The sequence below is a fragment of the Kitasatospora sp. NPDC053308 genome (genome assembly GCF_055585785.1).
Map to the genome: position 1 here is coordinate 25,463 of NZ_JBVJJY010000038.1, position 14,214 is coordinate 39,676.

Genomic DNA, 14,214 nt, shown 5'->3' on the forward strand with positions numbered 1-14,214 from the left:
CTCATCGTGTCCCGCCTGCTGTCGCGTTCGGTGCGCCGGTGGCCGCCGGCCACACCGACGGCGCCCGCGCCTCCACCTCCCGGGCCACCCGCTCCACCTCGGCGCGGATCCGCTCGTCGAGCACCCGGAACGGTTCGCCCAGGCGCTCGGCCAGCTCCCGGTGCCAGTCGGCCTCCCACAGCGCGGCCACGTCCTCGGCGGGGCGGGTGTCGTCGCCCTTGCTGTGCGGGCCCAGCCGGTGCGTGGTGAACTGCACGACGGCCGGGCGGTGCTGCTCGCGCACCCGGCGGACCACCGGGGCCAGCCGGGCCCGGATCGCCGGCACGTCGTGTCCGGTGACCTCCACGAAGTCGAGCCCGAACGCGGCCGCGCGGTCCGCGATGGACCCCGCCAACTGCAGCCGGGTGGGCGTGGACTGGGCGATCCCGTTGTGCTCGACCACCACCAGCACCGGCACCCGCCACAGCGCGGCCATGTTGAGCGCCTCGTACACCGCGCCCTCGCCCCACGTGCCGTCGCCGGTGAACACCGCGGCGATCCGGCCCTCGCGGGTGCGCTTGCAGTGCAGGCCGAGGCCGACGGCGAGCGGCAGGCTCTCGCCCTGCACACCGGTCGACAGGTAGCGCCCGCGCCGGATGTGCTGGCTGCCGCCGACGCCCGAGCACACCGCGCCCTCGCGGCCCGTGATCTCCGCGAGCAGGCCGGCCGGGTCGCGGAACAGCGCCAGGTAGTGGCCGTGGCCGCGGTGGTTGCTCAGCACGAAGTCCCCCGCGAGCAGCGGTGCGAGGGCCACCGGGACGTACTCCTGCCCCAGGCAGGTGTGGGTGGTCCCGTTCAGCCGCCCCTCGGCGAACATCCGCAGCAGCATCGTCTCGAAGTGCCGGATGACCAGCAGTGCTTCGAGGTCCTCGGTGTCCGGTACACCCGCCGACTCCGGCGTTCCAGCGCTCATGGCACGACAACTCCCGCGTACTGGGCGGCCCGGACGACCCGGACCGCCTCGACGACCTGCACTCACCGCGCACCAACGCGTCGGCCGCCACGCTAACGGCCTTCGTTCTCAAACCCGTTCACGATCCGCTCTCACCGTGCCGCCCCCGGCTCTCCGGCGGCTCTCACCTCGTTCTCAGCCCGTTGCGCCCGCCGTGAGCGCCCGCCTTAACTGATCGGGCGGCGCGCCGGGAGTCGTCCCCCCGCCCGGCCCGCCGCGCCCCTCCGCTCCGCCCCGCCGATCCGAAGGAGCCAGCAGATGCCGCCGTCCCCCGAGGTCCTCGTCGTCGGAGCCGGCCCCACCGGACTCGCGCTGGCGGCCGAGCTCGCCGCGTTCGGCGTCTCCTGCCACGTGGTCGACAAGCGCACCGGGCGCAGCCCGCTCTCCCGCGCCTGCACCGTCGAGCCGCGCACCCTGGAGCTGCTGGACATGCGCGGGCGCGTCGACGACGTCCTGAAGTGGGGCCGGGAGTGCCCGCACCCGCCGCTCGGCAACGAGGGCGGCTTCCTCGACTACGGCCTGCTGGACACGACCTTCCCGTTCAGCCTGTCCATTCCGCAGTCGCGGACGGAGGAGGCGCTGCAACTCGCCGCCGAGAAGGCCGGCGCGGTGCTGCTGCCCGGCACGGAGGTGACCGGCCTGCGCCAGGACGCCACCGGGGTCGAGGTGGAGCTCACCGGCCCGACGGGGCCGCGCACCGAACGGGCGCGGTACGTCGTCGGGTGCGACGGCGTGAACAGCACGGTCCGCCAGGCGCTGGGCGTCGAGTACGACGGCTGGCACTACGAGGAGTCCCTGATGATGGGCGACGCCCGGCTGTCGAACCCGCCGGGACCGGCCGAATACGCGCGGATCACCCGGCGCGGCATGGCGGCGCTGTTCCCCTTCCAGGACGGCACCTACCGCGTCATCGTCCTGGACCGGCAGAAGTTCACCGTTCCCGCGGACGAGCCGCTGACCCTGGAGGACCTCAGCGAGAGCTGCGCGGCCGTCCTGGGGCTGGACGTCGGTCTCCACAGCCCGCTGTGGCTCTCGCGCTTCCGCAGTTCGCAGCGGCACGCCAAGCGCTACCGGGTGGGCCGGGTGCTGCTGGCCGGCGACGCGGCGCACACCCACATCCCCTCCGGCGGGCAGGGGTTGCAGACCGGCATCCAGGACGCCTTCAACCTCGGCTGGAAGCTGCGGGCCGTCCTCGCGGGCTGGGCGCCCGAGGAGCTGGTCGACAGCTACGAGGCGGAGCGCTACCCGATCGCGGCGGAGACGCTGCGCAAGACCGACCTGTCGTTCCGCTTCGAGACCTCGGACGGCGTCGTCGCCCGCCTGGCGCGCCGGGCCGCCATGTGGTCGATGCGGATCCGGCCCGTGCACCGGCTCAACGTCGAGCACCTGTCCGGCCTGACCCTGCGCTACCCGTCGCACGGGCAGGGCCGGTGGGCCGGGCGCCGCGTCCCGGACCGGCCGCTCTCCTCGCCCCAGGGCCCCGACCGGCTCTACCGGCTCTTCCGGGACGGCGGCTTCGTCCTGCTCGGCTCGGACGGCTGCCCGCCGGCGGCCGCCCCGTGGGCGGGCCGGCTGCGCACCGGCGTGCTCGCCGAGCCGCTCGGCGAGCGGTGGCCCCGGTACGTCCTCGTCCGGCCGGACGGCTACGTCGCGTGGGCCGGGCACGCCCCGGACGACGGGCTGGCCGCGGCCCTGCGCCGCTGGTGCGGCACCCCGGCCCCGGCCGCCCACTGACCCGGCCGCCCACTGACCGGCACGCCGCCGCGCGGCACCCCGTCGGCGCGCCGCACCACCCCGGGCCGACCGGCCACCCCGAACGGGCGTCGGCGCGCGGCACCCGGCGTCGCACCGACCCACCGCCGCCACCGAGCCCCCGTCCGCGCGCCGAGCCTGGAGACCGCCGTGACATCCGCGCTGTTCGTCGCCCTCGTGATCCCCGCCCTCGCCGCCGTCCACTTCTACGTGTGGCGGCGCGTGGTCCGCGACACCACGGCCCCCGGCTCGTGGCCGCGCCGGACCGGGACGGCGCTGCTGGTGGTCCTCGGCCTGCTGCTGGTGGCGGCGCCACCGGCCGAGAGCGGGCTGCCGAAGCCGCTCGCGGCGGCCGTCGGCTGGCCGGGCTTCCTGTGGATGGCGGGGATCCTCTACCTCTGCCTCGCGCTGCTCGTCACCGAGGCCGTCCGTCCGTTCCTCCTGCGGGCGCGACGAGGCCCCGCGGCCGCGCCCGATCCCTCCCGCCGCCTGTTCGTCAGCCGCTCGCTCGCGCTGGCCGCCGGGGCCGCCACCGCGGCGGCCGTCGGGTACGGCGCCGCGACCGCCCTCGGTGCGCCCACGGTCAGGCGCCTGACCGTCCCGCTGGCCCGGCTCGACCCCCGGGCGGACGGCTTCCGGATCGCCGTGATCAGCGACATCCACCTGAACAGCCTGGTCGGCCGGGCCCGCGCCCGGCAGGTCGCCGAGCTCGTCAACGGGACCGCGCCCGACCTCATCGCGGTCGTCGGCGACCTGGTCGAGGACGCCGACGTGGCCCGGCTCGGCCCCGAGGTGGAGCCGCTCGGCCTGCTCAGCGCGCCGCACGGCGTGTACTTCGTCACCGGCAACCACGAGCACTACTCGGGCGGACAGCAGTGGATCGACTTCGTCCGCCGGCTCGGGCTGCGCCCGCTGGTGAACGAGCGCGTCGCACTGCCCGGTTTCGACCTCGCGGGTGTCAACGACGCCAGCGGCGCCGACGAGGGCCTCGGCCCGGACTACGAGGCCGCGCTCGGCGGGCGCGACCCGGGCCGGGCGGTGGTCCTGCTCGCCCACCAGCCGGTCCAGGTGCACGAGGCGGTCAGGTACGGCGTCGACCTGCAACTGTCCGGCCACACCCACGGCGGGCAGCTGTGGCCCTTCAACCACCTCGCGGGGCTGGCGAATCCGGCCGTCGCCGGGCTGCACCGGTTCGGCGGCACGCTGCTCTACGTCACGCGCGGCACCGGCTTCTGGGGCCCGCCGGTGCGCCTGGGCGCCGACCCGGACGTCACCGTCCTGACGCTCACGGCCCCCCGTCCCTGACCGACGGCGCGGGGGCCGGAGCGTCAGGGAGCCGGAGCGTCAGGGGGCCGGAGCGTCACCGGGCCGGAGGGTCGGGGGCCGGAGCGTCAGGGGGCCGAAGGGGCGGGGGCCGGAGGGTCGGGGACCCGCCGCCCGCTCAGCCCAGCAGCGGTTCGCCGGCCGCGTACCGGCGGAAGAAGCCCGCCGTCGGCGTACCGGCCCCCGCGATGTCCTCCGGGGTGCCCTCCGCCACGACGGCGCCGCCGGCCGGCCCCGCGCCCGGCCCGAGGTCGATCACCCAGTCCGCCGAGGCGGCCACCGGGATGTCGTGCTCGGCGACGACCACGGTGTTGCCCGAGTCCAGCAGGACGTCGAACGCGTCCACCATGCGCTGGATGTCGGACGGGTGCAGGCCCGAGACCGGCTCGTCGAGCACGACCAGCCCGGCCTTGCGGCCCGTCGAACCGCGCTGGATCGCCGCCGCGAGCTTGAGCCGCTGCGCCTCCCCGCCGGACAACTCGGTGGCGCTCTGGCCCAGTTGCAGGTAGCCGAGGCCCACCCGCTCCAACGCCGCCAGCGTCTCGGCGAGCTGCTTGGGCTCGGTCAGCCGCTCGACGGCCTCGGCGACGGTCAGGTCCAGCACGCCGTCGATGGTCAGCCCCTGGTAGGTGATCTCCAGCGCCTCCGGCTTGTAGCGGCGGCCGTCGCACTCGTCGCACACCACCCACACGTCCGGCAGGAAGTGCATGTCGACGAGCCTGCGCCCGTACCCCGTGCAGGTCTCGCAGCGGCCGCCGTTGGCGGTGTTGAAGGAGAACCAGGAGGCGTTGACCCCGCGCCGGCGGGCCTCGTCGGTCTCGGCGAACAGCTTGCGCACGAGGTCGAAGGCCTTGCTGTAGGTGGCCGGGTTGGAACGCGGGGTGCGCCCGAGCGGCTCCTGGTCCACCACGGCGACCCAGCTGAACGCGTCCGCGCCGGTCACCGAGCGCACGGTTTCGGCGGCCTCCCCGTTGAGCGCGGCCTCCACACCCGTGCCGAGCGCGCCGAGCAGGCTGCTCTTGCCGCTGCCGCTGACGCCGGTCAGGCAGGTGAGCCTCCCGACCGGGAAGCGGACGCGCTCGGCCGTCACGTTGTGCGCGGACAGTCCGTGCAGCTCCACCCAGCGGGCCCGGTCGCCCACCGGGCGGCGCTCGCGCCGCAGCCGCGGCCCGTCGCCGGCCAGGTAGCGGCCGGTCAGCGAGCGCGGGTGCGCGGCGGCCTCGGCGGGCTTGCCCGACACGATCACCTCGCCGCCGAGCCGCCCGGCGCCCGGCCCCAGGTCCACGATCCAGTCGGCACGGGCGATCAGCTCCGGGTCGTGCTCGACGATCAGCACGGTGTTCCCGGCCTCGCGCAGCTCCAGCGCGATGTCGAGCAGGTGTGCCTTGTCGGCGGGGTGCAGGCCGGTGCCCGGCTCGTCCAGGACGAAGGTGATGCCGCTCAGTTCGGTGCTCAACTGCGCGGCCAGGCGGGTGCGCTGGAGCTCACCGCCGGACAACGTGGCGGCGCTCCTGGTCAGTTGCAGGTGCGCGAGGCCGAGCCGCTCCAGGACACCGAGCCGGCGCGCCAGGTCCTGGAGCAGCGGCTCGCCCACCTCCCGCTGCGCCGTGCCCAGTTCGGCCACCACGTGCTCGGCCCAGCCCCGCACGGCGTGCACGTCCCCCTCCAGCAGCTCGGGGTAGCTGAGCCCGCCGAGCCGGATGGTGCGGGCCGCGTCGCCGTAGCCGGTGCCGCCGCAGGCCTCGCACGCGATCTTGCGCATGTAGGGCAGGTAGCGCTGCTTGGCGCTCGGCGTACCGGCGTTGGCGAAGACCCGTTCCACCTCGGCGAGGGCGCCGCGCATCGGCTGGCTGGAGGTGTAGGTCCACGACGCCGTCTCGTTCTTGTTCGGCATGTCGACGGTGGCCTCGATCTTCTCGTCGCCCGTGCCGTACAGCACGCTGTGCCGGAACTCCTCGGGCAGTTCCCGCCAGGGCCGCGCGAGGTCCACCCCCCGCTTCTCGGCCAGCGCGGGGACGAAGGCGTGCTCACCCGAGCGCCACTTGGCGTACCAGGGCGACGCTCCGTCGAACAGCGGCTTGTCCGGGTCGGTGACGACGAGGTCCTCCTGGGCCTGCCAGCGCCCGCCGACGCCGTGGCACTCGGGGCAGTTGCCCTCCGGCGAGTGGCGGTCGAAGTGCGCGGTCGACAGGTGTCCGGGCAGCCGGGCCGCGTCCGGCCCGATGGCGGGCAGCCGCGAGTACAGCAGTCCGAGGTGCCCGTCGATGCCGGTGATCGTCGCCACCGTGGACCGCGGGTTGCGGTTGAGCCGGCGCTGGTCGACCGCGAGGGTCGCGCCGAGCCCGAGGATGCGGTCCACCTTCGGCCGGTTGCGCTGGGTGATGTACTGCCGGACGAACGGCGACAGTCCTTCGAGGTAGCGCAGCTGCGCCTCACTGTGGATGGTGTCGATCGCTAACGACGTCTTTCCGCTGCCGCTGACGCCGGTGAAGGCGACCACCTGGCCCTTGGGGATGCTCAGCGTCACGTCGCGTAGGTTGTTGGTGCGCGCGCCCACCACGTGGATGGTGTCGGCGTGCCGTGCGGATCCAGTCATCGTTGCTGCCTCGTCTCACAGCGGTGACGTTCCGTGTGGCGCAGTCACCGCGATCGGAAAATCCCGGGGATGTCCGCCCCGAACGACCCGGGCGCGCCGAAGGCGCCTGCCGGGGAAGGCACTCATGGTACTGGACGAAACTTCGTGTGCCGATTCTCCGACAACTCGCCCGCCTCCCCCGCCCGTCGCCGCCGCCATCGGGCGCGTCGTCGCCGGGGAGCGCGGAATCCTGCTCCCCGCACCAGCCCCGCGGTGGCTCAACCGGTCTACAGAACAGAAGAGTTGTGCGACCCGCCGGATCGTTCCCCGGGGGCGCACGCCCGTGCGACCCGTAGCACGAGCGCGCTTCCGCGCCTCCGGCCCGGCCCCTCCCGCCCGCGCGCCTGGTGCGGGACAGTGCCGTCGCGTACCGCCGTCGGTGTCCCCCGGCTCGCCCTGCGCGCGTCGTCCGCGCGGGCTCCGCCGGAGGGACGACGGCTCGCACGCCACGACACCGAGGGCAGGCCGGCTGGGGCGGCCGGTGCGGCGTCCAGCCGGCCGAAGCCGTCGAGGAGGGCTCCGTGCTGGACAGCAGGACGTACGCGAGGCTGCGGTACCCGTTCCCCACCCTGGTCAATCCGCACGCGGCGACGATGCAGGAACACACCGACCGCGTCTGGATCGACGGAAAATGGAGGGGTTTCGTCCCGCCGGACATCGCGGACCGGTTCAAGAAGACCCGCACCGCCTACATGGCCTCGTACTTCTTCCCCATGGCGACGTGGGAACGGCTCGTACCGCTGGCTCGGATGATGCTCTTCTCGCTGTACCAGGACGACATCTACGAGCGGGCCACCCCGGACACCGTGCGGGCCGTCCGGGCACGGACGGTCGCGGTGGCGCGCGGTCAGGCGACCGCGCGGGAGGCCGACGTCATGCTGGGCGCCCAGATCGAGACCCTGCGCGGCGAGCTGCTGCGCTTCGTCCCCGTCGCCTCCGTCGACCGGTGGGCGGACGACCTGGACCGCTACTTCGAGGGCCTGGAGGAGGAGGTGACCCATCTGGCCGCGGGCACCCGCCCGACGATCGAGGAGTACGTCCGGATCCGGGAAAGCGCCCTGATGCTCCATCCCTTCTTCGCGCTGAAGGAGGTCGAGACCGGTGTCGTGCTCCCCGAGGAGATCCACCGGCACCCGACCGTGCGGAGGCTCAAGTCCCTGGCGGTGCGCCTGCCGGGCTGGTTCAACGAGTTCCAGTCCTACGACAAGGACGAGCGGACCGGCATGGGCGACCTCAACCTCATCAACGTGGTCCGACACGAGCGGTCCTGTTCCCTGGAGGACGCCCGCGAATGGGTGTTCCGTCTCCACGAGGACGATCTGAACGCCTTCGTGCGGCTCCAGCGGAGCCTTCCGGACTTCGGCGAGTGGCACGACGCGGTCGCGAACCACATCCATCACGTCAGCTTCGTCATCTCCGGATGGCGCGGCGTGGACAAGCAGATCTCCCGCTACGACCCCGGCACCTACACGGATCAGCACCGACTGGCGTCGGCGGCCCGCGTCCGCGGACCGAACACGGAGGACGACCATGCCTGATGAGCCCTCACCCCTCGTCCTGACCCACCCGTTCCCGACCCGGGTCAGCCCCTTCGAGGCGGACGAGTCCTTCCACGAGGAACACCGGTGGTACGACGCCTACTACGACTTCCTGTCCGAGGAGGACCGCGCCAAGTACAAGGACCACGACCTGGCCCGCGGGGCCGCCTACATGTCGCCGACCGTCACGGATGGCCGACGCATGCGTCCCATGGCCCGGTGGTTCATCTTCCTGACCCAGATCGACGACTACCACGAGTTCCACACCGTCCCGGAGCTCGTCGCCGTGCGCGACCGGGTCTGCGACATCCTCACGGGCGAGGAACCGCACGGAGGGGACCCAGGAAACCTGTGGTTCCTGGCCCGCATGCGCCAGGAGTTCCAGGAGTTCATGCCCCACTTCTGGCTGGAGCGCCTGGCCCACTCCTTCTACGAGTACTTCACGTACGGGGTGATGGAGGAGACGCCCTACAAGAGCGGACGGCGGCCCGGGCCGCCGTCCCTGCCGCACTACCTCCTCATCCACGAATACTCCATCGCCATGCGGCCCTACGGTGACCTGGTCGACGCGGCCACCGATGCGGCGCTGCCGGTCTCCGTCTTCCGCCACCCGCTCATCCAGCGGCTCCGCTCACTGGTCTGCCGCCTGATGTCCGTCCAGAACGACCTGCACTCCCTCGCGAAGGAGGAGGCACGCCCCTCCGAGTGCGTCAACATCATCCCCGTCCTGCGGCACGAACTCGGCTGCACGCGCACCGAGGCGGTCGCGGAGGCGGTCCGGATCCACGACTCCTTCGCGGCCGAGATCCTCGCCCTGGGCCGGCAGCTGCCCGATTTCGGGCCTCACCAGGGGCACGTCCGGGAGTACTTCCGCCAGATGGAGCTGATGATCACCGGGCTCGAACGCTGGTACCGGCACTCACGCTCCACCCGCTACCGGATCCCCGGCGCGTTCCCGGAAGCCGGCCCCCCGGCCCAGAGCCTCCTCCGCCCGTCCGGCACTCCACCGAACCACCCGGTCACCGGCCCCACCGACCCGCCGAAGTCCTCGTAGCGCCGCCCGAACCGGCCCACGACCTCGCCCCCGGGAACAGACCTCCCATGAACACCTCCCCCCACTCCCTACCAGCCGCAGCCGGTCCCCCACAGGTCACGGCGGCCGTCGACGCGTGCCTGGCCGGCTTCCTCGACCGCAAGGCCCGCGCCGCCGCCGCGCACCTGCCGTCCGAAGCCGTCGAGTTGCTGCGCGGCTTCCTCTTCTCCGGCGGAAAGCGCCTGCGCCCCCTCCTGTGCGTCTGCGGCTGGTACGCCGCGGGCGGCCGCGACGTACCGCCCGCCGTGCTCCAGGTGGCAGCATCGCTGGAGCTGTTCCACGCCTTCGCCCTCATCCACGACGACGTCATGGACCACTCCGCCACGCGGCGCGGCGCACCTACCGTCCACCGCGCGGTCGCCGCCCTCCACCACACCCGCGGCCCCACCGCCGCCGAGGAGTTGGGCACCGGCGCCGCCATCCTGGTCGGAGACCTCGCCCTGACCTGGTCCGACGAACTCATCCACACCGCGGCCCTGGCTGGGGACCGCCTCGCCGCCGTCCTGCCCGTCGTCGACACCATGCGCACCGAAGTCATGTACGGCCAGTACCTCGACCTGCTGGCCACCGGCGCCCCCGACGACAGCATCGACACCGCCCTCACCGTCATCCGCTACAAGACCGCCAAGTACACCGTCGAACGCCCCCTCCACATCGGGGCCACCCTCGCCGACGCGAGCCCGCGCACGCTGGACTTCCTGACGTCCTACGCCCTTCCGCTCGGCGAGGCCTTCCAACTCAGGGACGACCTCCTCGGCGTGTACGGAGACCCCGCCACGACGGGCAAGTCCCGCCTGGATGACTTCCGCCAGGGCAAGCACACCGTGCTCATCGCCCTCGCGCTCAGGCACGCCGCTCCCGCCGAGCGGGACCTGCTCCGCACCCACCTCGGCGACCCCGGCCTGGACGAACGCACGGCCGCGCGCCTGCGGGAGGTCGTCATGGCCACCGGCGCGGTGGCGGAGGTCGAGCGGATGATCGCTCGGCGCGGACACCGGGCCAGGCAGGCCCTGCGGCACGCCGTCCTCCCTCCGCACGCCGCCGGCCTGCTCGACCACCTCGTCGAAGCCGCCACGAACAGGACCGCATGACCACGAACCGGGCGTACGGGTGGCGCCGAGGTCCCCGCGCCGCCGCACCGCCCGGCGGCACCGAGCCGCCCGCGCGGCGCGAGGACGCGTCAGGAGCGCCGGGCGGTCGGGCGAGGAGTGTCCGTCCGGCAGGCGCGGCGGCGTGAAGCCGCGGTGCGGGACGGGTGTGGGATCCGGGAACGCCGTGCCCGTTCGCCTCGGAACGTACGGGCCGGCGTCCTCCTGCCTCGCGGGTCAGTGCGCGGGCCCGGCGATGCCGGTGCGCCCGGGCGGGGAGGCGAGCTGTCGCGCCGTGTCGGGGGGCACGGCGCCGGGGTGGCGGTGTCGCCAGTAGGGGTTGTCGAGCGGCAGGGTGGCGCTGACCCGACCGTACATGCCGAACGTGGCGATGATCAGGCCCATCACGAAGCTGAAGATGACGTTGGGGATCCTGAAGGCCAGGATGTTGGCGCCGGAATCGAGCAGGGCGAGGTTGACGAACCCGCTCAGCACGAACAGGCCGCCCACCACGATGTTGATCGTCGAGGCGGTGTTGCCGCCGATCACGGCTCCGGTGACCAGGACCGCGGCGGTGACGATCGAGATCACGCTGAGCAGGCCGTTGCTCGACAGGCCCGCCACGCGCTCTCCGGTGGTGCTGAAGAACGCCAGGGCGTCGGACAGGCCGAGGCAGCCGAACACCAGCAGGGCGAGGCCGCACAGGCCCGCGCCCACCCGGTAGACCCGGGCGAGTCGGTGGTCGACGGGAAGCTCGTCGCGGAAGTCCATGACTGCTCTCCTTCGCGTATCCGGAGGCCGGTGCCTCCGGATCCCCACGGTCACGGGTCACCCGACCGTTCGACACTTGCAGCGATCGCGCACCGTTCGGCGTGCCGCGTCGGCGTGCCGCGTCGGTACGACGAGGCGGGGCCGGCGCGCCGGAGGGGTGTCGGCGCGCCGGCCCCGCCGGCTCACGTCGCCGAAGGGCCGTCGGCGGGACGGGCGCGCTCGGGCCTGCCCGGCCACCAGAAGCGCCGCCCGGTGAGCAGGACCAGCGCGGGGACGAGGACCGTGCGCACCAGGAGGGTGTCGAGCAGCACGCCGAGGCCGACGATGACGCCGATCTGGGTGAGGGTGATCAGCGGCAGCACCCCGAGGACGGCGAACACGGCGGCCAGGAGGATTCCGGCGCTGGTGATGACGCCTCCGGTGGAGGCGAGGGCGCGCAGGACCGCGCGGCGGGTGTCGTGGCCGGCGACGGTGTCCTCTCGGGTGCGGGCGATGAGGAAGATGTTGTAGTCGACCCCGAGGGCGACGAGGAAGAGGAACGACAGCAGGGGCACGTTGGTGTCCACGGCGGGGAAGCCGTAGAACGCGCGGAAGATCGTCCAGCCGGCGCCGAGGGCGGCGAAGTAGGAGACGACGACGGTCGCGACCAGCAGGATCGGCGCGACGAGCGCCCGCAGCAGGGCGATCAGCACGACGAGGACGATCGCGAGGACGAGGGGGACGACGACGCGGGTGTCGTGGGCGTTGGCCCGGGAGGTGTCGTAGGCCTCGGCGGTGGTTCCGCCGACCAGGGCGTCGGAGCCGGGGACTCGGGCGACGCGCTCGCGCAGCCGGTCGATGGTGCGGTCGGAGGCGTCGGTTCCGGGGGCGGAGTCCAGGACGACGTCGGCGCGGGCCCAGCGCTCGGTGGGCCGGCCGGGGGTGACGGAGGAGACGCCGGGGACCTCGCGGGCGGCGTCGACGACCTGGTCGCCGGTGGCGGCGCTGGAGACGAGGGTCAGGGGGTCGGCGGCGCCGGCGGGCTGGACGGCGGCGAGGGTGCGCTGCCCGAGGACGGCTTCGGGGGTCTTCCGGAAGGAGTCGGCCTGGGGCAGGCCGGTGGTGAGGCCGAGCGCTCCGGAGGCGAGGACCAGGAGGACGGCGGTTCCGGCGACGGCGACCCGGGCGGGCCGCCGGGCGACACCCCGGCCGATGCGCGACCACAGGCCCCGGCGGTCGGCGGTCACCGGGTCCCCGACCCTGGGGATCAGCGGCCAGAACAGCCACCTGCCGGGCAGGACGAGGGCGGCGGGGAGGACGACCAGGCCGAAGAGCATCGCGGTGAGGATGCCGACGGCGCCGGCGAATCCGAGTCCGCGGTTGCCGGTGAGTTCGGCCGCCAGCAGCGTGAGGAGGCTGAGGACGACGGTGGTGCCGCTGGCGAGGACGGCGGGGGCGGTGCCACGCCAGGCCCGTGCCATGGCGGTGAACCGGTTGTCGCCGAGGTGCAGTTCGTCGCGGTACCGGGAGACCAGGAGGAGGGCGTAGTCGGTCCCGGCGCCGAAGACGAGGACGGAGAGGATTCCGGCGGCGGAGGCGTCGACCTCGACGCCGGCGTGCGGGGCGAGGACGCCGACCAGGATGCCGGCCATGCGGTCGCCCGCGCCGACGACGAGCAGCGGCACCAGCCACAGGACGGGACTGCGGTAGGTGACGAGCAGCAGGACGGCGACGACCGAGGCGGTGGCGATCAGCAGGGTGCTGTCGGCGCCCGCGAAGACCTTGGTGACGTCGGCCCGGAAGGCCGGTCCGCCGGTGACCTGGGCCTGCAGGGGTGCCGGGAGGTTCTCGGAGGCGCTCTGCCGGATGCGGTCGACGGCGGCGGTGTTCTCGTCGTCGCCCGCGCCGGTCGGCAGCAGGACGGCGACGGTGGCGACCTTGTCCTGGAGGACCTGCGGGCGGGCGGCTCCGGGCGCCTGCCCCAGCGCGCCGAGGGTGGCGGCCCGCTCGGTGACGACGGCCTGCTGAGCGGCGCTGAGGGGGCTGCCGTCGGTGTTGCTGTAGACCACGACGGCGGGCGCGACGGCACCGGCGGGGAGGGTCTTGACGATCTCGGCGACCCTGGCGGACTGCGACGAGGAGGGGAGGGAGGCACCGGTGGCCTCGGTGGTGGTGGCGTCGGAGGGGCCCAGGGCGAAGGCCGCGCCGAGTCCGATGGCGGTCAGCAGGAGGACCAGCCACGCGACGCCGCGGGGGTGCACGGGCCCCATGGCGGGGCCGGTGCGGGGGGTGGACCGGCGCGGGCGGCCGGTCAGGGTTCGGGACACGGGGACGCACCCTCTAAAGTCGTTAAGTAACTTAGCGATCCTTACCGTGTCAGAATTGCCGGCATGGCGCAACACCACGCGTTCGGACCCGGCACCGACTCGGATGGGACCACCGGCCGAGGGGCGCCGCGATACGGCGAACCCACGGGTGACGAACTCTCCGCCGCGCTGCGCGAGGTCCTGACCCTCACCCAGCTGGCGCGCGCCGCGCTCGCCGAGCGACTGCACATGCCGTTGACGAACGTCGAGGCGGTCGAGCACGTGGTCATCGCCAAGAGCGCCGGCGAGCCGATCGGACCGGTCGAGCTCTCGCGACGGCTCGGCGTCACCAGCGCCGCCGGAACGCAGTCGGTGAACCGGCTGGTGTCGGAGGGCCACATGTCCCGCCGCCCCCACCCCGACGACCGGCGCCGCCAGATCCTGGACGTCACGGAGAGCGGCTTCGAGCACGTGATGGGCGAACTCGCCCCCCTGCTGGGGCTGCTGCTCGGCGCGTCCGCGGGGCTCAGCGACGCCGAACGGGTCGGCGCCCGGCGGTACCTGGACAACGTGGCGGCCGCCTACCGCCGCTACCTCGAACAGGGCGGGCAGGGCTGACGCGGACCCCGGCCCGGTGCTCCACGCACCCAGGCGGGGTTCTTCTTACGCCTCTTTTGCCCCCCCCAAGGGAGGGGGGTGGCGCGTTCTTGCCCCCCGCCCTCCCCCCCGTGGCCCCTC

The 14,214-nt window shown here is 73.7% G+C and carries 10 protein-coding genes; 6 read left to right on the forward strand and 4 right to left on the reverse strand.

Annotated features, from left to right (window positions below; all coding sequences use genetic code 11):
- Position 1 precedes the first annotated feature (1 nt).
- Positions 2 to 952, reverse strand: coding sequence for a thiamine pyrophosphate-dependent dehydrogenase E1 component subunit alpha (locus ACZ6Y7_RS37145; protein ID WP_465762391.1), 951 nt, complete (start codon positions 950 to 952; stop codon positions 2 to 4).
- Between the two features lie 297 nt (positions 953 to 1,249).
- Between ACZ6Y7_RS37145 and ACZ6Y7_RS37150 the strand changes: the two genes are divergently transcribed.
- Positions 1,250 to 2,725: an FAD-dependent monooxygenase gene (locus ACZ6Y7_RS37150; protein ID WP_465762392.1), complete on the forward strand. Its 1,476-nt coding sequence runs from the start codon at positions 1,250 to 1,252 to the stop codon at positions 2,723 to 2,725.
- Positions 2,726 to 2,893: 168 nt separating this feature from the next.
- On the forward strand, positions 2,894 to 4,048 hold the full coding sequence (locus ACZ6Y7_RS37155; RefSeq protein WP_465762393.1) for a metallophosphoesterase: 1,155 nt from the start codon (positions 2,894 to 2,896) through the stop codon (positions 4,046 to 4,048).
- A gap of 136 nt (positions 4,049 to 4,184) precedes the next feature.
- Here ACZ6Y7_RS37155 and ACZ6Y7_RS37160 read toward each other — a convergent pair whose 3' ends face one another.
- Positions 4,185 to 6,662 (reverse strand): excinuclease ABC subunit UvrA, encoded by a 2,478-nt coding sequence (locus ACZ6Y7_RS37160; RefSeq protein ID WP_465762394.1) that lies wholly within the window; start codon positions 6,660 to 6,662, stop codon positions 4,185 to 4,187.
- 560 nt (positions 6,663 to 7,222) lie between these two features.
- On the opposite strand from ACZ6Y7_RS37160, the gene ACZ6Y7_RS37165 reads away from it, so the two are divergent.
- Genes ACZ6Y7_RS37165 through ACZ6Y7_RS37175 form a run of 3 tightly spaced genes read left to right on the forward strand, consistent with a single transcriptional unit; the run spans position 7,223 to position 10,423 of the window.
- The gene (locus ACZ6Y7_RS37165; RefSeq protein ID WP_465762395.1) at positions 7,223 to 8,239 is read left to right on the forward strand and encodes a terpene synthase family protein; all 1,017 of its coding nucleotides are present in this window, start codon (positions 7,223 to 7,225) and stop codon (positions 8,237 to 8,239) included.
- Positions 8,232 to 9,293: a terpene synthase family protein gene (locus ACZ6Y7_RS37170; protein WP_465762396.1), complete on the forward strand. Its 1,062-nt coding sequence runs from the start codon at positions 8,232 to 8,234 to the stop codon at positions 9,291 to 9,293. Before ACZ6Y7_RS37165 ends, ACZ6Y7_RS37170 begins: the two co-directional genes overlap by 8 nt.
- A 47-nt stretch (positions 9,294 to 9,340) precedes the next feature.
- A complete protein-coding gene (locus tag ACZ6Y7_RS37175) occupies positions 9,341 to 10,423 on the forward strand; it encodes a polyprenyl synthetase family protein (RefSeq protein ID WP_465762397.1) in 1,083 nt (360 codons plus the stop codon).
- A gap of 234 nt (positions 10,424 to 10,657) precedes the next feature.
- Here the strand turns inward: ACZ6Y7_RS37175 and ACZ6Y7_RS37180 are convergent, their stop codons facing one another.
- Positions 10,658 to 11,191 (reverse strand): DUF4383 domain-containing protein, encoded by a 534-nt coding sequence (locus ACZ6Y7_RS37180; RefSeq protein WP_465762398.1) that lies wholly within the window; start codon positions 11,189 to 11,191, stop codon positions 10,658 to 10,660.
- Between the two features lie 182 nt (positions 11,192 to 11,373).
- On the reverse strand, positions 11,374 to 13,497 hold the full coding sequence (locus ACZ6Y7_RS37185; protein WP_465762399.1) for an MMPL family transporter: 2,124 nt from the start codon (positions 13,495 to 13,497) through the stop codon (positions 11,374 to 11,376).
- 63 nt (positions 13,498 to 13,560) lie between these two features.
- Between ACZ6Y7_RS37185 and ACZ6Y7_RS37190 the strand changes: the two genes are divergently transcribed.
- Positions 13,561 to 14,094, forward strand: coding sequence for a MarR family transcriptional regulator (locus ACZ6Y7_RS37190; protein ID WP_465762400.1), 534 nt, complete (start codon positions 13,561 to 13,563; stop codon positions 14,092 to 14,094).
- Positions 14,095 to 14,214 lie beyond the last annotated feature (120 nt).

Bases quoted from the DNA above. Each gene is read 5' to 3' on its own strand.
- ACZ6Y7_RS37145 (WP_465762391.1), bottom strand. From the start codon at position 952: ATGAGCGCTGGAACGCCGGAGTCGGCGGGTGTACCGGACACCGAGGAC.
- ACZ6Y7_RS37150 (WP_465762392.1), top strand. From the start codon at position 1,250: ATGCCGCCGTCCCCCGAGGTCCTCGTCGTCGGAGCCGGCCCCACCGGA.
- ACZ6Y7_RS37160 (WP_465762394.1), bottom strand. From the start codon at position 6,662: ATGACTGGATCCGCACGGCACGCCGACACCATCCACGTGGTGGGCGCG.
- ACZ6Y7_RS37170 (WP_465762396.1), top strand. From the start codon at position 8,232: ATGCCTGATGAGCCCTCACCCCTCGTCCTGACCCACCCGTTCCCGACC.
- ACZ6Y7_RS37175 (WP_465762397.1), top strand. From the start codon at position 9,341: ATGAACACCTCCCCCCACTCCCTACCAGCCGCAGCCGGTCCCCCACAG.
- ACZ6Y7_RS37180 (WP_465762398.1), bottom strand. From the start codon at position 11,191: ATGGACTTCCGCGACGAGCTTCCCGTCGACCACCGACTCGCCCGGGTC.
- ACZ6Y7_RS37190 (WP_465762400.1), top strand. From the start codon at position 13,561: ATGGCGCAACACCACGCGTTCGGACCCGGCACCGACTCGGATGGGACC.